Below are 19,780 nucleotides of genomic sequence, written 5' to 3'. Positions count from 1 at the left end.
GCGCAACGTCAATTACCGTCCCCTCTTGTCGCAGCGCGACATCTGGACAACCTTCACCACCGCATCCGCGGCGCTCATCATAGTTGACGCCCAGCGCTCATCCCAATCGACGTGCTACACCGCCAGTGGTGCGCTGCACGGCGGCGGTGTAAGGCGGCATGTTCGCGCATTCCAGCACGATGGCGCCGACCTCCGGGTGACGGGCGACGAGGCGCTGGGCGGCTTCGACCATGTCCTGCTCGGCGAGGTCGACGTCCATGTCGTCCTTCTCGGCCTTGATGAGGACGCGGAAGAACTCGCGGCCATCAGGAAAGAGAGCGAGGCCGGGATTGGACATGCGCCCGCTCGTCAGGTTTGCGGCGGCCGACCGGCAGGATCAGCGAGCGGCCGTGCCATTCAACCCTTCAACGCCACCCACCTCGCGGCAGGCAAGCGGATTGCCACGCCCCGACCAGAGGCATGGTGCCACTGCCAGAGCCGCCGCGGCGGAGGTCGAGGACAGCAGGCGGCAGGCTCACCTGATCCTGCAGGTCAGGCAGCGGCGGCTCCGGTGGTGAAGGAGGGGGCGGCGACGGGTTATCCGGCTCGAACAGCACCAGCGTCGCGCCTGTGACGGTCTCCAGCCATGCGCGCAACTTTGGCAGGCGATCCAACCGTGCCCAGGCGGTGCGGGTCTGCTGCCCCCGGCCGGAGGGCCGGTAAGTCACCCGGATGAAGCCGCTATTTCGGGGACATTCCCCTATAGAAAGCTTCCATAGGGGAATATCCCCGAAATCTCTGGCTCCTTGGTCCCGCTGCAGAGCCTTTTTCGCCGCCTCCACGGTTGGGAACAGATCCGAATAGGCTCGCGCCGCATCGCGCGGGCTGGTGAGGATCACACCTCGCGCCGCCATACGCTCCAGCGGGCCGGGCGCCACGTCCTGCCAGGAGCAGAGGCTATCCAATGGCAAGGGCAGCACGACGTCGCCGGCCAGTACCCACACGTCCAGCGGGTTCTCTGCCGTCCGGTTGATACCGCGTCCACGGCCGATGCCCTGCACCAGCTCCACCTCCATGATAGCCTCGCGGACTGCCTCCAGATCCGGATCCGCATAAGCGTGCACCAGCACCGGGGCGGCGGTGCCGTCTCGCATCGTGGCACCGCAGGTCACCGGCGGCGGCAGGGCCACCGGCACGGGGCGGCCGCTCAAAGCGGCGGCCAGCCGGCGCGTGTCCCCCGCCGCCGGCATTGGCCGGCCGATGACGAACAGGTGCCGCACGTCGCGCCATTCGTCCCGCCCAGCCACTGCGTTGAAATGGGCCGTCTCTACCCTGGGGAGGCCCGCGAAATGCGCCTCTAGCTGCTGATAGGTGATGACCAAGGCGCGCGCGCAGCCCGTCCGCAGGACAATGAAGTCGCGCAGCTCCGCGATACGGTTTCCCCGACGCGCGTTCTCCGCTGGGTGCGTGGCCGGATTCGGGGTGAGAGATGTCTTTCCGAAGCCGCCGAGCACCTGATGCACCTGCATATGCGGCGCTTGGGCCCGAACCTTCGCCAGGACGCGCAGGCGCGGCAGGCGATGGCGCAGCAGCTCTGCTGGGAGGGTGGCGTCCAGCAGCAGTAACGGCAAGCCTAAGACCTTCTCCGCCACCGCTTGGATGGTGTTGAGCCGCAGGACGCGGCGCCGACCTTGGCTGCCCTCCACCGTGGCTAGCTCCACGCGCCCAGTGGCCTCGCCCCCGCCGTCCAGCAGTTCCTCTGCCGCCTTCCAGACGGCGGCTAGGGCAGGAATGGCCGCATTGCCTCGGCAACGCCGGAGCGCGTCCTGCCGGGCTTCCTCGGGCAGGCCGGGGTGCAGCAGGCCCGACACCTTCCGGCGCCACTCCAGCCGATGCGCCATGCCGCAGCCCTTCGCATCAAGGCGGGCCGTGAGCAACGCCGCGCGGGTCAGATAGCCGTCCGGCGAGGCTTGCACCGCCGCGGCCAGCCGCGCCCGCAGGGCGTGCAGGTCATTCGTCGCGCCCTCGTCCATGCGCTCCGGGTCATCCTGGCGTGGCACCCAGTGTGCCCCTGGTCCGGCAGCCAACGTCTCGACGCCGACCTGCGTCCGGCCGATGCCGTCCTGCCACCAGCTTTCATCCGCCACCACCAGGCCGAAGCCGTTGCCGATCCCGGCCGGCATTCCACCCAGCATCACCTCATGCGCGGCCACCACCACATCCGCCCTCTGAGTGGCCAGCTTCTGTCGCTGATAGGCGCAGGTGTCGAAGAACGGACAGCGAGCACCGCCAGCCCGGCCGCAGACCGCCGCCTCTACGTCATCCCCGGCGGCCAGAGCGTCTTTCACCGCCGCACCATTCCGGCACATGGGCTGGCCCGGCGCGTTCGGGTCCTCCGCACCGCGCCCGCGCCACATCGCGACCTGCAGACCGAGGCCGGTCATGCGAGCGCAAACTTCTTGGCCAAGCTTGTGATAAGGCACGGTGTAGAGGACGCGGTGCGGCAGGGCGCGTGCCTTGGCCGTAGCGATGAAGCCGGCTGCTTGCCTCCTCGCCTCGGAGGCCAGTCCGGCACAGGCAAAGGTCGTTTTGCCCGCACCCACTTCCACGGCAAGGCCGGAATGCTCCGCCTCCGCGCGCTCCTCCGCCGGCAAGGTGTGCCAGTCCAGGGCACGGGCATAGAAGCCGGCGATCTCGCGCCAGATCTCGGCGCGGGCCTCCTCCGCCGAGAAGACCGGCAGCGAATAGTGCGGTTGGATGGAGGAACGCCGCAGCCGTCGCTGGATGGCTGCCGCGATTTGTGGGTCCCTCGGCGCCACAGTCACCGCTCCGATTGCGCGAGGCAGGCCAGGACGGACGGGGCCTGGCCGTCTAGCGGTGCGGCCGGCCCGCGCTGGCTGTGCGGCAGGCTGTCTGGCGCCACCTGCTCCAGGACCTCCCGTTCTCCGGCGCTCAGGCCATAGAGCTCTGCCACAGCCTGGCTGACAGCCGCTCGGTCATGCTGCGCGACCGCCGTGATGAGCGCGCGCCGGCTCGTCTCCGGCACCGCGGACCACGGCGGCAGGCGAATGCGACGGAGATACTGTGCCTGAAAGCGCAGGGCACCGCCGCGCAGCCGGGTGGCGTAGGCCGCGACAAAGAGCCGGGCGATGCCGGCGCGCAGCACGGCCCCGAGCAGCTGCAGATCCCAGCTGTCGGAGGTGACGACGTAGAGATTGTGGTGCGGGTAGAGCCCGCCCGGCTCGTAGACGATCGCCGCCTCGCACTGGATGTCGGGGATCAGCAGTTTCGGCCGGACCTGGAGGGCGGGATCGATCCGGTCGATCGTGCGGTACCAGCGGTCCGGCGCTTGGCGGGCGATGTGCCGGCCGGCGATCGCGTCGCGCCGCGCGTCGAGATAGCGGCGGAGCCGCGGATAGTCGTCGAGCCGGACCAGCTCGCCCGCGGGACCAAAGGGGTTGATGACGCCGAGGCCGCGCCACTGCACCATGCCGGCCGCCAGGTCCTGCCGCATCACCAGGGGCAGCTTGCGATCGGGCTCGACGTCCAGTGCCGCGTAGGGGCCGATGAAAGCCCGATCAGCACCGGTGGCCACGCCGATCCCGACGCTGCAACCCGCCGCCTCCAGCGCGGGAAAGTCCGCCTCCAGGCGGCGCAGCAGGGCGATCTGGTCCGAAGCCTCCAGGATCCAGGGCGCCCTGCCGGCCGCCACACCCCCGATCTCCTGCACGGGGCTGCTGCCCGGAGGCAGCGCGACCGCCGTGAGTGTGGCAGCGAGCCGGGTCAGGCTGGCCCGGGTGAGGTCGGGCGGACGGGCGACGCGGGTCAGTCGCGCCGCCGCGGCCGCCCCGCCGGTCGGCGGCCGCGCGATGACGGTGATGGCCGGATAGGCGGTCACCGGGCTCTGGAACGCCGCCGTGCCGACCAGGTCGACGTAAGTCTTGAGGTGGAACTGCGTGGCCACGAACTGGCGGAGCAGGGCGCCGTAGCTGTTCTTCATCCAGCGGTCGGGGCAGAGAAAGCCGAGCTGGCCCCCTTCGCTGAGGAGCCGCAGCCCCCGTTCGAGGAAGGGGATGTAGAGATCGGCGCGGCCGGCAATCGTCGGGTAACGGCGGCGGTACTCCGCCAGAAGGGCAGGGGGGATGCGCTCCTGGCGCAGATAGGGCGGGTTGCCGAGGACGATGTCGAAGTCCTGCGGCAGGGCGACCTGCAGGAAATCGCCTTCGATCAGCCAGCACTCGGCCAGGATGGTGGCCGCCTCCGCCGTGAGCCCCTGTTGGCGCAGCCGCGCCAGGACCGCCTGCCGGGTCTGCACGAAGCTCGCTGCGTGCAGCTCAACCGCGCGCAGGCAGCCCGCCAAGCTGGCCACGGGATGGTCCGTGCGGTCGCCCGAGGCGCGCCACGCCGCCAGCAGCCGGTCGATCACCGGCAGCAGGAAATCGCCCGCGCCGAAGCCGGGCTCCAGCAGCCGCATCCGGTGCAGCGGCCGGTCGGTCGTATAGCCGGTCAGATCGAGCAGAAGCCCCGCCACGGCGGGCTGGGTGAAGATCGCGCCGCGCGCCCGGGCCGGAGCCTCCGCCAGGGCCGCTGCGGCCGTCTCGGCCGAATCCCGTTCGTCACGGGAGCGTTGCGGCGAGGTGGAGCGTAAATACAAGGATCTGTGCATGTTATCCGAGAAGAAATCAATGAACCATGCCCTGTAAGCAGCTAACGAATAGTCCGTAAATAGAAATTTTTAGAGGAAATTTCCTATATAGGAAGTATCCTAGGGGAAAAGGAAATTTCCTTTTCCTATATTTGACTGAGGTATTGTCCTGCATTGTCTTACCATGCCGGAATGCGGGAAGGATTTTGCTTCCCTGATGCCCAGGGAAGCGTCATGGCGTTGCCGAAGGCCGTGCTGCTGGTGGTGCTGCCAGAGCTCCGCGGCTGCAGGACCGCCGTACCGCTCGAAGACCGGAGGCGCCGTTCCGCAGCCGGTGCGGTCAGCGGCGGAAAGCTTCAGAATAGGCCGTCACAGAATCCTGCCCGTTTCCGCGCCCGTGATGCGACGGCGCCTGCTCGGCCCCTGTCTGTTGACGGCTTCTGAAGGCGCCCCTGCACAAGGCGAATGAGACAAAGCGGGGAGAAGGAGGGGGATTTTCGGCGGAACTTCTCATACTCGTCGCATTTTGCCGGTGCAGCGCCTGAACAACGGAGTGCCGCCACCTTGTCTCATCTCCCTTCCAGGAAGGCGGCGCGGATTGTGGCGCCGTCGCTCTCGGATACGCAGAACGTCCTGGGCAGCATGCCGCGGACGGCGCTTTCCTCCGTGCCGGGCGGAACATCCCGGACCTCGTGGTGGAGGGCGCCGACCGAATCGTCCTGCCCGATCTCAAGAAGGCCGCGATCCGCCCCACCGAGATCCACCCGCTGCACCGCTCCCTGGCCCAGCCGGCCGTCCGCCCTGTCACCGGCCTACTGATCGGCGGCCGGGTTGATCCACGGATCGAGTCAGAGGATCTCCCGCCGCAGGGGAACCGCGCGGCCGGGTCGGTCCTGCGCGACCGCTTCGACGGCAGGGTCATTCTTGAGCCAGGGTGCGAACGGCTCTTCAGGAGGAGATCGACATGATGCCGACCCATGAGCCTCCATGCGGCAGCGGAGTGCCGGAAAGGGCTTTGGCGCTGGGAATGGCTGTGGTCCCACGGTGGCAGACTCTGGACCCGACACAGGTGCCCCATTCGCCGGTCTCGTGACGGCGTGCCGCGCCCGCCCGCCCGCCTGACCTCGCTGCGGCTGTTGCTGCCCTACGTGCAGCCCTACTGCTGGCGGACCGGAGCAGCAGCGGGCGCGATGCTGGCGGCGGCCGGCCTGACGCTGGGGCTCGGCCAGGGCTTGCGGCACCTGATCGACTCTGGCTTCGGCGGCGAGGGTGTGGGGGCACTGGACACCGCGGCACTGGGCATGTTCGCCGTGGTCGCGGCGCTCGCCGGGGTCACCGCGCTGCGCTTCTTTCTGGTCTCCTCCCTTGGCGAGCGCGTCGCGGCCGATCTCCGCCGCGCAGTGTTCGACCACGCCCTGACCCTCTCCCCCGCCTTCTTTGAGACGGCGCGCACGGGCGACATCCTCTCCCGCCTCACCGCCGACATCGGCGTGCTGCAGTCGCTGATCGGCAGCGCGGTCTCCCAGGGGCTGCGCAGCGCCCTTATGGCGGCCGGTGCCTTCCTCCTGCTAATCGCCACCAGCGTCAAGTTGGCCGGAATTGTCCTTCTCGTCGTGCCCCTGGTGGTGACGCGGCTGATCCTGTTCGGCCGGCGTGAGAAGGGTGTCCATCCGGTGGAGGCCGCCTACCAGTCCCGTGCTGGATCTGTCTTCTGATCTTACGGGCGTTCTTTCGAGCGCCGGTAAGGACAGAGGGCGGGATGCAGGATGGAGATCATCACCGGGGTTGAGCGGCGACGCTGCTGGCGGGACGAGGAGAAGCTGCGGATCCTGGCTGAGCTCGACGAGCCCGGGGTCAAGTTCAGCGAGGTGGCGCGCCGCCACGACGTGAGCCGCGGCCTGCTCTGGCAATGGCGGGACGCGCAGCGGCGCGGCAAGCTCCTCGCCGAGGCGCCAGGCTTCGTGCCGGTGCGGGTCGTGCCCGAACTGTCGGCGCCGGAATCGCAGGGACGGTCAGGTCCGACGGCATCCATACCCACTTCCGATCCGGAGGACGAGCCGGCTGGTCGGATCGAGATTGTGCTGCCCGACGGCACCGCGGTGCGGGTCACCCAGGCGATCAGCGCCGCCGCTCTGCGACGCGTGCTGGCGGCGCTGCGCGGATGATCCCGACACCGTCTGGCGTCCGGGTCTGGCTGGCGGTCGGCCATACGGACATGCGGCGCGGCATGAACAGCCTGGCGCTGCAGGTGCAGCAGGCGCTGGGCCGTGACCCGCATTGCGGTGATCTCTACGTCTTCCGTGGCCGTCGTGCGGACATGGTCAAGATCATCTGGCACGACGGGATTGGCATGTCCCTTTACACCAAAAGGTTGGAGAAAGGGCGCTTCATCTGGCCCTCGCCGGCCGACGGCTGCCTGCAGATCTCGGGTTCGCAACTGGCTTACATGCTCGACGGAATCGATTGGAGGAATCCGCAACGAACTTGGCGGCCTGAACTGGCAGGATAATGCGCCGCACGGGCAGATCGGCGCTACTCACCGTAGGGCAGGTGTGATTCCATCGCCGGCGTGACAGCCGCGCCGGACAACCTGCCCGACGATATCGCCGCACTGCGTGCCGCACTCGCGGCCGAGCAGCTGGCGCGGCGCGAGGCCGAGGCACGCGCCTCCGGCGCCGAGGCGATGGTGGCGCATCTCAAGCTGCTCATCGCCCGGCTGAAGCGGGACAAGTACGGCGCCTCCTCCGAGCGCGGCCGCAAGCTGATCGACCAGCTGGAGCTCGAACTCGGCGAGCTGGTGGCGGCTGCCGGCGAGGACGCCACCAAGCTGGAGAAGGCCACCGACAAGGAGGGCCGCACCCGCCGCCCCGACAGCCCGCCCCGCGGCCAGCCAGTGCGGGCGCCCCTGCCGGCCCACCTGCCGCGCGAGCGGGTCGTCATCCCGGGCCCGACCGCCTGCCCCTGCTGCGGTGGCAAGCTGTCCAAGCTGGGCGAGGACGTGACGGAGACGCTTGAGGTCGAGCCGATCCGGTGGAAGGTGGTCCAGACCGTCCGCGAGCGGTTCTCCTGCCGCTCCTGCGAGACCGTCACCCAGCCGCCGGCACCCTTCCACCCCATCGCCCGCGGCCGGGCCGGCCCCAATCTGCTGGCCATGATCCTCGAGGCCAAGTTCGGTCAGCACCTGCCGCTGAACCGCCAGAGCGAGGCCTATGCCTTTCAGGGCATCGAGCTCAGCGTCTCCACCATCGCCGACTAGGTCGGCGCCTGCACTGCTAACCTCGCCCCGCTCATGACGCTCATCGACGGCCATGTCCTCGCTGCCGAGCGACTGCATGGCGACGACACCACCGTCCCGGTGCTGGCCCGGGGCAAGACAATCACCGGCCGGGTCTGGACCTATGTCCGCGACGACCGGCCCTTTGGCGGCCGGGCACCCCCGGCGGCGATGTTCCGCTACTCGCGCGACCGAACGGCTGAGCATCCGAACCGGCACCCGGCCGGCTATGCCGGCATCCTGCAGGCGGATGCCTATGCCGGATACAACGCGCTCTACGAGGCCGACCGACAACCGGGGCCGATCACTGAGGCCGCGTGTTGGGCGCATGGCAGGCGCAAACTATTCGAACTGGCCGAGTTGTCGCGGGCGCCGCTCGCCATCGAGGCGGTGCGGCGGATCGACGCCATCTTTGATGCCGAGCGCGCCATCAACGGCCTGCCTGCCGCAGAGCGCCTGGCCGTTCGCCAGCAGCATCTCGCGTCGCTGGTCACCGAACTCGAGGCCTGGATGCGCGAGAACCGCGGCAAGCTGTCCCGTCACAACCCGGTCGCCAAGGCGATGGACTACATGCTGACGCGCTGGTCGGCCTTCGCCCGGTTCCTCGGCGACGGCCGGATCTGCCTGACGAACAACGCGGCCGAGCGGGCGCTGCGTGGTATCGCCCTCGGAAGAAAATCGTGGCTGTTCGCGGGTAGCGACCGCGGCGGCGACCGGGCCGCGGCGATGGTCTCACTCATCTACACCGCCAAGCTGAACGACGTCGATCCGCGCACCTGGCTGGCTGATGTCCTGGCCCGCATCGCCGACCACCCCGCCTCGCGGCTGCACGAGCTGCTGCCCTGGACTGGGCCCAGGCAAGGGAGGGAAAGGCGGCCGCATGACCAGCACCAGCATCGCCCGGCTCAAGATCACCCTCGATGACGTCAAGCCCGCAGTGGTGCGCCGCGTCGAGGTGCCGCTGACCATCCGGCTCGATCGCCTGCACCTGGTGCTCCAGGCCGCCATGGGCTGGACCAACAGCCATCTCTACGAGATCCGAGCCCGCGACGTGGGCTGGGGCGTGCCCGACCCGGACTGGGGAGACGGCCCGCTCGATGCGCGCAAGACGCGTCTCCTCGACGTCCTCGAGGACACCGGCGCGAAGACGCTGAAGTACCTCTACGACTTCGGCGACGGCTGGGAACACACCGTCAAGGTCGAGCGTATCACCGATTCCATGCCCGGCCTCATATACCCGTTCCTGATCGACGCCACCGGGCGCTGCCCGCCCGAGGATGTCGGCGGACCTTGGGGCTACGCCGAGCTCCTCGCGGCGATCGGCGACCCGAAGCACGAGAGCCATACCGAGATGGTCCAATGGGTCGGGGCGCCTTTTGATCCCAACACAATCGATCTCGATGAGCATGCAAAGGCCGTCGAAGACCTCGCCAAGGCGTGGTCGCGCAAGCCAGCCACCAGGCGCAAGCCAGCAAGCTGATCAAGGCCCTCCCAGGATCGGCACCCCCGAGGAGCTCAGCCCTGACCGGTAGCGGCGAATGCCGCCCACCACCTGACCTCGGCATCCGCGGCCTTGGCCGTATGGATACGGTCCGGCGCCTGTATAGCAGGGACGCGCGGGTGCCGGATCGCCCCTGGTCGATGCGAAGGAATCGTTTGCCGCATGAGCAAGAATCGTTTGCCAGGACTCGGTGCCCAGTTACGCGCCGCGGATACGGCGTGCATGCCGCGCCCGTCCGTGCCAGGACCATGCCGGAGGGTGACTGCAAGGACACCACCCGGCTTCAGGACAGAGACCATCTTGCGGAAGGCACGGGCGCGCTGCGAGGGATGAACGTGCTGCCAAACCGCGCTCGCCAGCACAAAGTCGAAACTCAGGCCGCAGCGCAGCACGCCGGAGAGATCGGGTAGGGCGTCCTCGGTCCATCGGATCCGCGGATCCGGATGGAGGCGGGCCGCCTCGCGACGCATGGCGGCAGCAGGCTCGGCGGCGACCACCTCATGACCGAGCGAGGCCAGCCAGGCAGCATCGCGCCCGGTGCCCGCACCCACGTCGAGCACCGCTGCAGGTCTCCCCGGCAGCAGGTCCCGGAGCCAGAGGTGCAGGGTCGCGGGACTGACCGACTCGTATTGCGGTACAACCGCGCCAGCGTTCGCTTCGTACAGTCCCAGGACATGGGCCTCGTTCACCTGCATAACCCGGCACCATGGCGGCGCACGGTACGAAGTTGACGCAGGCGGACCTGAAGAACGTGGCTGCGCTCGCAGGCGGCAAGCATGCGGACAAGCCAAGAGCCAGACGACTCCCCGTTTGCCTGCGTCATCGGCCTGCCGGGCGCCGCGACGAGGCTGCCTGTTTTCTTCCAAGGAGTGCCTGCAGCATATCTCCTTGCGCTGCAGAGAAAGGTGCGGGCCGGGTCGCCTCCCGTTGCGGTCCTTCCCCGACGCCCACACGCATCCCTTGCAGCACATTGAGGGCGAGGCGTCGGTCGAGCCTGCCGTTCTTGGCATCGGTTTGGCTGGCCGACGACAGGACGCAGCTGATGCATGCCGTCCGGCACTTGGCGTGGTGCGCGTCGGAGCGCCACAGCACCGTCCTCGCCGCGTCGAGCCACTCGTCGGCCCGGCTGAACAGCTCGGCCATGTGTCCCCCGCCATGCCCGACGGCATCGAACACCCGCGCCACCCGGCGATCGTCCACCAGAGGGTCCGCGGCCATGCGGATCTCCCGCTGGTCCAGCTCGAGCACCTCGGCCGCACCAAGCGCCAGGGCATGGCCGAGCGTCACGAGCGCCGTCTCGTCCACGCCGGGAACCGAGGTGAAGTCGAAGCGGACGAGATCGGTGAACTGGTTCGCCGCGAAGCTCACGTTCCGGAGCACGGCCGCCTTGCTGGTCGCGCCCGGGCAGAGCTGGCCGGAGGCACGGAACAGCGGGAGGTGGCGCGAGAAGCCCGGCGGCAGGTCCACCGCGCCCTGGGCACCCGCATTCGACTCGGACTCGGCGTACCCGCAGGCCGTGCAGACCGCAAAGCCGAACCCGGCCGCGCCCGCATTGGCGGCGAGGAGCTCCACGTTCTCCACGAAGTCGGCCCGGAGCCCGGTCAGGCGGCCGAAGTCCATCTCGCCGCGCTTGCGGGCGCCCTCCCGGTGGTTGATCACGAGGTCCACGGTTCCGACGCGCTGGCGCTGGCCGTGCCAGGACGGCGGGTCGGACGCCGCGCTGGCGAAGCCGAACCGCGGGACGAGGAAGCGCTCGGGCTTGGCTTTGATCCTGGCGACGCACCCTTCGACCCCGCACCGGCGCTCGGGGGCGTCCATGACAGGCAGGCAGTGGGAGTGCCCGTCGTCGCACTGGAAGCGCCAGCGCGTCATGCCGACCGTGTCCTCGCGGCTGTTGCCAAAGCCCCGCTGCACGCCGCGGGAGCGGACGTACTGGCCGCCGACCACGATGACGGAGCCCGGCACGTATTCGGAGATGGCGATGGCGCCGTCGCGCTGGAGCTTGTAGCGCCCGGCGTCGTCCTTCTCGGTGTTCACGAGAAGGGTGTGCAGGCCGATGGGGAAGCCGTAGCGCGGCAGGAACTTGCGGTTGCCGAGTTCCTCCACGACGGTGGTCTTGCGCATCTCGCGGTCCTGCCGAGAAAGCGCGTTCATGCGCGACCGCTGCCCGCGGGCACCGGACCGGCTCTCCTCCAGCCACGCCTCCAGGATCCTGGCGTGGCCGTCGCGCCACTTGCCGACGGCGTCGCGGAGGCGCTCGCGCACGCCGAGCAGGCACGGTGCCCAGTTGGCCGCCTCGTCCGCGAAGCCAGTTCCGGCGACGAGGATGCGCGCCATGCGGTCGATCCCCCCGGGCTCGGCGGCCGCGTGGTCGAGAAAGGCCATGAACTGCGCGGCAAGGTCGGGCTCGGCCCCGTCCTGCCACCAGGGCCGTGGCCGCCGGACGCCGACATCGAGGGCGATGGGCTGCTCGGGCTCGAGCGTCCCGACATAGTCTTCCCGGGCGTAGGGCAGGCGCCGCACGCCGCAGAAGGCGCCGATGCGCCCGAAGGCGTCCATCGCCCCCGACCGCGCCTGCAGGGGGCGGATGGCCTGGAAGAACTCGCCGAGCAGGAAGGCCTGGAGGTGCCTGCGGGCGATGCCCGGGCGCTCCAGCATGACGTTGGCCTGGCGGAGCCTGCGCGTGAAGAAGGACTGGAAGTCGTCGAACGCCGCCTGGTCGTAGGGCTGGCGTCGGGCGAAGGTGCAGACGATGGATGAGCCGTCGGTGCGCCGCCCCGCGCGCCCGCCCCGCTGCAGGTAGTTCGCGAGGCCGGGCGGCATGTTCGCCATCAGCACGCCGCAGAGGCCGCCGATGTCGATGCCGACCTCCATCGTCGTCGTGGCACTCAGGATGTTCCGCGCGCCCCTGACGAAGAGTTCCTGGAGCCTGCGGTTCTCCTCGGCCGAGAGCTGCGCCGAGTGCTCGTCGGCCCAGAGGCCGATGCGAAGCGCGCCCTCCTCCCGGTAGGCGCGCCGCGCGCGGGCGACCCGGGGATGCCGGTCGAGATCCTCCTGGGAGATGGGCTCGAGGCCGCCCCGCGAGCCCCGGATGGGGGCGCAGCCGAGGACCGTCCTCGGCCAGATGTTGCCTGTCCGGGGGCAACGGAAGACCTGGAGCGGCGCGCGCAGCGACAGCCCGAAGAACCGGATGCGCAGCGCCTCGACGGTCGCCCGTCCTTCCGCCTGGCGGTCGCCAAGCTCGAGCCAGGCGAGGGTGCGGTTCCTCGCCGCGCCAAGCAGCTGCCCGAAGGCGGCCTCGAGAAGGGGCGCCTCGAGCGCCGCCGCCTCGCCCTCGCCGCATCCCGCCGCGCGGAGGATGTCCGCGACGAACAGGGTCCGGCGCGAGCCCCCGCTCCGCGACGGGAGGAACGAGCTGAGGTTGGGCGCGGTGGCGGACAGCGACATCCACCGGCCGACCGGGTAGTTCGCCGCCGAGCGGTCGAGCTCCTCGTCCCCGAAGGTCACGCAGCGGTTCAGACGGACCGTGTCGAGCAGCCCCACCAGGACCCCCGGCCAGGCTTCCGCGAGGGAAGCCCGGGCCCCGGCCGAGGGCAGGCGCCCGGCAACGGCGTCGGGCAGCCGGAGCTCGTCGAGCCCGGGATAGACGATCTCGGCGAGTCCGACGGTCTCCAGGCCGAGGCCCGTCGGGAAGGGCACGGCGAACTCGCGGGCCAGGACGGCGCTGAGGCGCCGCTTCGCGCCCTCGCGGTTCGCGTCCCACGCCTCGTCCCCCCACTCCTCGGCCTTGTGGCTCTGGCCGCGCTCGCGGTCGAACAGCTCGGCCACGAGGGGGTGCGACCTGAGGCGCTCCAGCCAGAAGCCCATGTCGCCGCCCGAGAGCGCCGCCCGCAGGTCGGCGCGGCAGCGCTCCAGGTCGATGCGGATGGCCTCGCGCTCGTCGCCCTCGGCCTCCTCGAGCTCCGCCGCGAGCGACGCCTCCTGCCGACGGAGCCGCCGCAGGCGCGCCTCGTTGACCGCGCCCTCGCGAAGGCAGTCCGCGATCATGGCGCGGCACATCTGCGCCTCATGCGTCGCCGTCAGCGACGGGCCGAGCCGTGCGGCGGACTGCCGGGTGTCGCTGAAGGCGATGAGGCGCCGCCCGGCGGCCGGGCGACAGGCCCGCCCGCCGTCCGGCCAGGGCGGCATGGCGGCGAGCATCGTCTCCGCGGCAAGCCCGATGCCCTGCTCGTCGGCGAACTGGACGAGGCCGAACTCGGCCTCGCCGCAGCAAGGACAGGCGCTGTGATCCGCAAGGCGAACATGCGGCCCCAGGATCTCGCGCCTGCCGTCCGAGAGTTGGTAGGGCACCCAGCTCTCGGCGTCCGGTGCCGCGGGGCGCAGGAACAGGCGCGACCTCAGATCGCCCGCGCGTTCTTCGTCGTCCTCCGGCTGGTCCCGTTCGTCCCAGTCCCGCAGTGGTCGGAATCGGTTGTCCTTGCCGCTGTGGGTGGCCGCAAGGAACCACTCGCCGCAGGACCGGCATCGGGCCAGCGGCAGGGTCTGCGACGCGCAGGCCGGGCAGGTTTCCCGGCTGCCCGACAGCACCGGGCCCGCGCCGGGCAGGCGGTGGCCGGACGCGTGGGAGCAGTCGGGGTTCACGCAGGCCATCGGCGCGACCGGGCTGCGGACAAGGAAATGGATCTTGTGCGGGAACAGCGGCAGCTCGTCCCAGCGCCAGCGGGCCCGGGCGCCGAGGCGGAGGACCCGCTCCGTGGCACGCCGGGCGGCCTGGTCGGCCCGTCCCCAGAGGTCCCGCGACATCCTGTCGAGCGGCAGGATGTCACGGCGCGATGTCGCGTCCCACAGCAGATCCTGAACCCGGCGCATGAGGGGCGCGCGGCTGAGGATCTCGGCGAGCGCCTGCGCGGGGCGCCGGTGGCGCGCGGCGGCCTCCTGGGCCGCCGCGCCCGCCAGCCGGGCGCACTCAGCCGCGACCGCCGCTGCCGTCTCCGGGTCGTCCACCAGCCCATCCTGATCCAGGAACGGGGTGTCCGGCAGCGGGTCGGGAACGTCCTCCGCCGCGACCGGCGCGATGGGCGGATCGGGCGGCAGGAGCGTGGGCCTGGCGCGCCTGCCCTCGATGACGCGGACATCTTCGGCCGACCGCGAGAACAGCGCCGCGCTGAAATCCTCGAGCCTGCCGCCCAGCGTCGCCGAGGCGCCGAGGAAGAGCACCTCCTCCGGCCTGCGCCCGCAACGCAGCAGCACGCGCCGGAGCAGCAGGGCGATCTCGGCGGCGAGCGTCCCCGAGTAGAGATGCATCTCGTCGAGGACGAAGACGCTGAGATCCTTCCCGAAGAACGGGGCGTCCTGCGGCCGGATCAGCATGTACTCCAGCATGGAGTAGTTCGTGATCAGCACGTCCGGCGGGTTCGCCCGCGCCTCCTGCCGGGTCCGCAGGCGGGAGCCGTCGTCGAACCTCGGGTAGTTCGCCTTGTCGGCCGCCCGGTCGTCCTCGGGGGTCTCGCCCGTGAAGTGGAAGAGGCGGCAGTCGGACTGGCCCTTCAGCCAGCCGTGCAGGCGCTCGACCTGGTCGTTCACCAGGGCGTTCATCGGGTAGAGCACGATGGCGCGGACGCCGTCCCGCGGCCGCGATGGCGGTCGCGAGTGCAGCTCGTTCAGCAGCGGCAGCAGGAAGGCCTCAGTCTTGCCCATGCCGGTGCCCGCGCTGACCACGATCACCGGCCGGGGGCCGTCGCGGCGGTTCCCGATCTCGACCGCCTCGCGCTGGTGCCTGTAGAGCGGTCGGGATGTCGGGAAGCGGCCCGAGCGGGCGAGCTGGTCGCGCAGCGCGCCTGAGAAGGTACCTGCGGCGACGAGGTCGTCCACGCTGGCACCTCCGTCCTCCGCCGGGAAGGTGCCCTCGACGAAGAGCTCGCTGGCGCAGCCGCCGTCCTCGTCGGAGCCGAGCCAGATGTCCCGCACGCGCGCCTGGAGGTCGGGGTCGCGGAGGAAGGCGGTGGACGCGGCGCTCTCCACGAGCCGCTCCTGCATGAACCCGCGCGTGCGGATGGCGTCGATCTGGAGCGACTTTTCGGCTTCCACGCAGGGGCTCCTTCAGCGGCCGGTCAGGATCAGCCGCGCCAGGAGGTGCGCGGCGATCCAGCGGCGGACGGGCGGCAGCGCCAGCGCCGTCGCGAGGTTTTCGGGCTGTTCCTGAGGCTGGACCTGCTGAGACGCCGCCCAGGCAAGGGACGCGATGCTCGCCTCGGCGCGCGAGGCGAGGAACTGGCGGTCGGTCCGCGTCGCGCGGCACGCCACCTCGAGCAGCGTGGCGTCCGCCTCGGCGGCGCAGCGGTCGGGATCGCCGGGCGAGGGCATCCCGCAGCCGTCCGGGAGGCCCGGGGGCCAGGTCCGGATCATGAGTGCGGTGAGCAGACGCTTCTGCCGGGCGCGCGCCATGCCCTCCATGCCGTCGCGGAGGATGCGTGCGGCCGCGCAGGGGGCAGCCCGGACCAGGCGTTCCAGAAGGGGCGCTGCGGGACGCGAATGCTCGAGCGCAGATTCGAAATCGCGCACGAGGGCTGCTGCCTCGTCGCTGCGGTGGACCCACCGCGCGAGGAGGCGGCCCGCGACGTACTCCCGTTGCGTGTCAGGGATGCCGCGCAGGAGGACGGCAAGGGTGGCCCGGTCCGCGCCGAGCAATCTTTGGCCTGCGGCCTTCAAGGCCGCCCCGCCGAGCAGGGGCAGCCTGGCCGAGAGCGCAAAGCCCAGACGCTCCTCGAGGTCGCCGTCGGCAAGGAATTCCGCCGTTTCGGCAATCGGGTCAGGACGCAGATAGGCGGAGCCCAGCCACGCGCTCCCGTGCGAGACCACGATCCCGGCCAAGTCGTCCCGGGGCGGCTCGACATCCAGGTGCATCCCGTCCGGCGAGGCCCTCCCGACAGCCAGTTCGGCGGAGCCCCAGCGTCCCCATCCATGCACGCGGTGGCCCTCGCTCCAGGACAGCGGGGCGGAGAAGGTCAGCCGCAGCGTGCCGCCCTCTGGTGACGCGGAGGCGATCACGACCCGGTCCAGGACCGCCGCGGCGACCGGGAAGGAGCGGCCGTTCCGGTTGAAGCTGCCCGGCGCGACCGTCAGAGGCTCACCGAGCGCGACCAGCACGCCGGAGAGCAGGGCGCCGTGATATCCGTGGCGCGCGGCGGGACGAACGCCCTCCAGCACCACATAATCTGCCGAAGCCTCGTCGGCAGGCCGCGACACCCAGAGGCGGCTGCCCGCATCACGCGTCCGGTCCACGACCGAGGAGGACAGGAGGTGCCTGACGGTGCCGTCGCGCCGAAGCGCCGCGCCACGTTCCGGGCGCCGGACATGGACCACGGCGGGCACGGCTGCGCGCACGCCGTCCAGCCTGCCCTCGATGCGTGCTTTCAGGTGTGCCGGATCGGCGCCAGGGAGCAGGACGTACCCCTCGAACTTCCAGGGCGGTCCGCCGCCGCTCGGCCGCAGCGTCTGGCCGCCGACATGGGCCCTGGACGGCACGAAGCCGTCCGGCAGGCCGCTCGCCTCGATGGCGCAGGTCTGCCCCCAGCCGAGCTTGCCGCCGTCGCCGGAGAGCGTGGCCGGGGGCATGTCGAGGACGGGTCGCGCCTCCTGCCGCTGGGACTGCCAGACCGCCTGGCCGTCGCAGGCGACCTCGAACCTGTCCGGCAGGCCCTTGCGGTAGACGAGCAGGCGGTAGCCGCCATCCAGCGCCGCCTCCTCGTCGGCCGCCGCCGAGGCGGCGAGGCCCTCGTGCAGCAGCAGGGCATGGGGTCCTGCCGGGGAGAGATTCGCGGCATAGGGGTCGAGCGCGGTCCGGCCCGCCCGAGCGAGGTCGAAGACAGCCAGGAACGCCTCCGGGTCCCAGAGGCGGACGTGCAGCAACAGCGGATCATCCGCCGCGGCCGCCTCGATCCGAAGGTCGCGCGCGCCTGGGCCGCGCAGCGGCAAGGCGAGCCAGCCGGTTCCGTGGTGCCAGGCGACTTCCCCGGTCGCTCCGACGACGCCGCCCACGCGAAAGCCCTCCCCGGAAGCGACGACAGGGCCCGGCGGCAGGGAGAGACGGGGCGGGAGGTGGACCTCGAAGCGATCCCCCGCCTCGCTGAGGCGTGTCGCAAGCTGTGGCAGCGCCTGCTTGAGCGTGCCCTCGCCCGTGGCGGCGCGGTCGTCGCCCGGCGTCGCGTCATCCGGGCATCTGCCACCGCGCGGGCGCACCGGAGCCGGGTCGGCCAGCCGGTCAAGAACCTCCCGCACGGACCAGTCCGGCCACCAGGGCAGGGTCTCGGCTGCCATCAGCGCCTCGGCGTTGGGCCTGCCCGAGGCCGCCGCCTTCAGCGCCGACCAGAGTTCCGCCACGCCGGTCTCCGGGGCGGCGGCAAGGTGGCGGATGGCTGGAGGGGGCTCCTCATTGTCGCGCAGCCAGTGTGGCAGGGAGGCGAGGTCGGCGCGCCGGAACCCCCACTGGAGCCTCAGCAGCGTGACCCAGGGATCGCCCTGATGGTCCAGCGCGTGGCGGAGCCGGTGGGTGGCGACCGCGCGCAGGATGGCCGAGAGCGTGCGGTGCTCCGGGGCATCCTGGGTGTTGAAGAGGGCGCGACGGGCATCCATGCCGCACGCGTTCCGCAGGGTCTCCCATGTTCCCCAGCCTTCGGTCGCCGTCCGCCGGGTCGCGGCGACCGAAGCCGCTAGGAGGCAGAGGCCCACCGGGGCACTGTCGATGCTGCCACCCTGCGGCCATGGAGCGTGAAGCCAGGCGAGCAGGGTGTCCAGATCGGCCGGATCGCCGACCACCTCCGCGAGCGAGCGGGGGCCGTCGCCCGGCAGGTGCCGCAGCGCGGCGCCGATGCGAGCCGCCGCCTCCGCGACGAACGCGGGGCCGGCCGGGTCGAGGCCTGCCAGCAGGCGCTGCCGGGGGCTGAAAGGCGGAGTGCGCGCATCCGGTCCAGCCCGCATGCGCGGGCAATCCGGACGCAGGTCCACGACGTCGGCGCCGCCTTCAAGGCCTTCCCGGAGAGCCCACAGGCTGCTGCCGTCCGAGCGGAACGCCTCCGGCGCCGCTTGCAGGGCCTGGATCAGGCCACGGTACGACCACTCCGGGAAGGCGGTGTCCCCGAGGCCCGCCATGAAAATCTCGGCTTGGTGCAGCGGGCGGCCCGCCTTCGCCAGGACGGATGCCGCGAAGGCGCCGCGGAGGTCCGCAGCCTTCCAGTTGGAGTCGAGGACGGCGGGACCGTGAATGCTGAGCCCCGCCAGCGCCGCGAGATCCCTGACGGCGGCCTCCGGCAATGCAGCCTCGTGCGCGACATCCGAAAGGGAGGAGAACCGCCGCTCGCCGCAGGCCGAGGCAAAGGCGTCCCGCAACCGCGCGATGTCGTCGTCCGACCAGGGGAGCGATGTCCTGCCCCCGGCAAGCGGGCGGCCGATCCGAGACAGGGGATCGAAGGCGGCGGCCTCCTCGGGCGGCATCTCCGCCGCGGCATCGTCCAGGATCAGCAGAACCCGCGCCTCCGACGGCGGCAGCGCGCGACAGATCCAGCGGCGCTCCGTGCCTGACCGAAGGATGCTCTCCGCCTCGGACGCGGCGGTGAGAACCCGCCCCGCCAGCGCCTCGGCGTGGTGGGCCAGCGCCTGGACGGCGGGCATGAAGACCCCCTGTGCCCTCGCCAGATCGGCCGCCAGGATGCGCAGCGTCTTGGTGCTGATCTGGCGGATGCGCTCGCGTGTCACTCCCTGCTTGTCGGCAAGCTCCTGCAGCGTCCGTCCGTCCGCCCGCGCGAGAAGGAGCTGCTTCTGGCGCCCCTCGAACCGGGCGAGGAAGACATCCATGAGCGCCTCGGCCGTGAACTCCGCTGCGTAGGCGGCACCCAGGCTCTTGCCGCCGTCGAGCAGCCAGCGGCCGATGGCCCGCAGCGCCGGTTCGGCATGGGGCGTGGTGCGCCGCCAGTCGTCGAACTCGGGCTGCGGTACCTCGACGGTCCAGAGGATGGACCGGGTGTCAGGAGCCAAGCTCGGCACCGCCGCCATCAGCCCGGCCCTGTGGATGCCCAGATCCGGCGTGCCAGCCGGGGCCAGACGCCCGACGAGCAGAGGTCGGAGCAGCTTGCGGGCGGTAGGCTCGGCCCAGACATCCTCTACCAGGCGAAGCGGCAACTCCTCGCCGCCCGGCTCGCCCGCAATGGCATCAGGGGTCGCATCGGCGTCGAGCCCGCCCAGCACGTCGAGGCCGACCATCTCCGGCCAACGCGGCTGCTCCTGGGCCACCGCCTCCACGACGAGGTCAGCCGGGGTGCAGTCGGCTGGAGCAGGGCAGGTTGGCTCGGTGACGTGTCGTTGCCGCTCATGGGGTTGGGCGGGCTCC

General features: G+C 70.9%; 10 protein-coding genes and 1 pseudogene. 5 read left to right on the top strand and 6 right to left on the bottom strand.

Annotation, left to right across the window (positions count from 1 at the left end):
* Window positions 1-97: 97 nt before the first annotated feature.
* The 3 genes from QMO56_RS23910 to QMO56_RS23900 form a co-directional block, all read right to left on the bottom strand.
* A complete protein-coding gene (locus QMO56_RS23910; RefSeq protein ID WP_283529780.1) occupies window positions 98-337 on the bottom strand; it encodes a hypothetical protein in 240 nt (79 codons plus the stop codon).
* A 67-nt stretch (window positions 338-404) separates the two neighbouring features.
* Window positions 405-2,798: a hypothetical protein gene (locus QMO56_RS23905; protein ID WP_283529778.1), complete on the bottom strand. Its 2,394-nt coding sequence runs from the start codon at window positions 2,796-2,798 to the stop codon at window positions 405-407.
* 2 nt (window positions 2,799-2,800) lie between these two features.
* The gene (locus tag QMO56_RS23900; protein ID WP_283529777.1) at window positions 2,801-4,633 is read right to left on the bottom strand and encodes an Eco57I restriction-modification methylase domain-containing protein; all 1,833 of its coding nucleotides are present in this window, start codon (window positions 4,631-4,633) and stop codon (window positions 2,801-2,803) included.
* Window positions 4,634-5,721: 1,088 nt separating this feature from the next.
* Between QMO56_RS23900 and QMO56_RS23895 the strand changes: the two genes are divergently transcribed.
* From QMO56_RS23895 to QMO56_RS23875, 5 genes and pseudogenes are all read left to right on the top strand, one after another.
* Window positions 5,722-6,339 (top strand): ABC transporter transmembrane domain-containing protein, encoded by a 618-nt coding sequence (locus QMO56_RS23895; RefSeq protein ID WP_283529776.1) that lies wholly within the window; start codon window positions 5,722-5,724, stop codon window positions 6,337-6,339.
* A 51-nt stretch (window positions 6,340-6,390) separates the two neighbouring features.
* A complete protein-coding gene (tnpA, locus tag QMO56_RS23890; RefSeq protein ID WP_283529775.1) occupies window positions 6,391-6,789 on the top strand; it encodes an IS66-like element accessory protein TnpA in 399 nt (132 codons plus the stop codon).
* The gene (gene tnpB / locus QMO56_RS23885; protein WP_283529773.1) at window positions 6,786-7,133 is read left to right on the top strand and encodes an IS66 family insertion sequence element accessory protein TnpB; all 348 of its coding nucleotides are present in this window, start codon (window positions 6,786-6,788) and stop codon (window positions 7,131-7,133) included. The genes tnpA and tnpB overlap by 4 nt, the downstream gene beginning before the upstream one ends.
* A gap of 60 nt (window positions 7,134-7,193) precedes the next feature.
* A pseudogene (tnpC, locus tag QMO56_RS23880) lies at window positions 7,194-8,822 on the top strand (IS66 family transposase).
* Complete coding sequence (locus QMO56_RS23875; protein WP_283529772.1) at window positions 8,779-9,378, top strand: plasmid pRiA4b ORF-3 family protein; 600 nt, start codon at window positions 8,779-8,781, stop codon at window positions 9,376-9,378. The pseudogene tnpC and the gene QMO56_RS23875 overlap by 44 nt, the downstream one beginning before the upstream one ends.
* A gap of 35 nt (window positions 9,379-9,413) precedes the next feature.
* Here the strand turns inward: QMO56_RS23875 and QMO56_RS23870 are convergent, their stop codons facing one another.
* The 3 genes from QMO56_RS23870 to QMO56_RS23860 all read right to left on the bottom strand — a co-directional run bounded on the left by QMO56_RS23870 (window position 9,414) and on the right by QMO56_RS23860 (window position 19,692).
* On the bottom strand, window positions 9,414-10,094 hold the full coding sequence (locus tag QMO56_RS23870) for a bifunctional 2-polyprenyl-6-hydroxyphenol methylase/3-demethylubiquinol 3-O-methyltransferase UbiG (RefSeq protein WP_283529771.1): 681 nt from the start codon (window positions 10,092-10,094) through the stop codon (window positions 9,414-9,416).
* A 124-nt stretch (window positions 10,095-10,218) separates the two neighbouring features.
* Window positions 10,219-15,486: a DEAD/DEAH box helicase gene (locus QMO56_RS23865; protein ID WP_283529770.1), complete on the bottom strand. Its 5,268-nt coding sequence runs from the start codon at window positions 15,484-15,486 to the stop codon at window positions 10,219-10,221.
* A 12-nt stretch (window positions 15,487-15,498) separates the two neighbouring features.
* Window positions 15,499-19,692 carry a sigma factor-like helix-turn-helix DNA-binding protein gene (locus QMO56_RS23860; protein ID WP_283529769.1) on the bottom strand — a complete coding sequence of 1,398 codons (4,194 nt, stop codon included), beginning with the start codon at window positions 19,690-19,692 and terminating at the stop codon, window positions 15,499-15,501.
* Between the last annotated feature and the right edge of the window lie 88 nt (window positions 19,693-19,780).

The sequence above is a fragment of the Roseomonas sp. E05 genome (assembly GCF_030063475.1).
Taxonomy (GTDB): Bacteria; Pseudomonadota; Alphaproteobacteria; order Acetobacterales; family Acetobacteraceae; genus Pseudoroseomonas.
The sequence above is the reverse complement of the archived record's forward strand: the minus strand, read 5'-3'. Positions and strand labels throughout refer to the sequence as shown.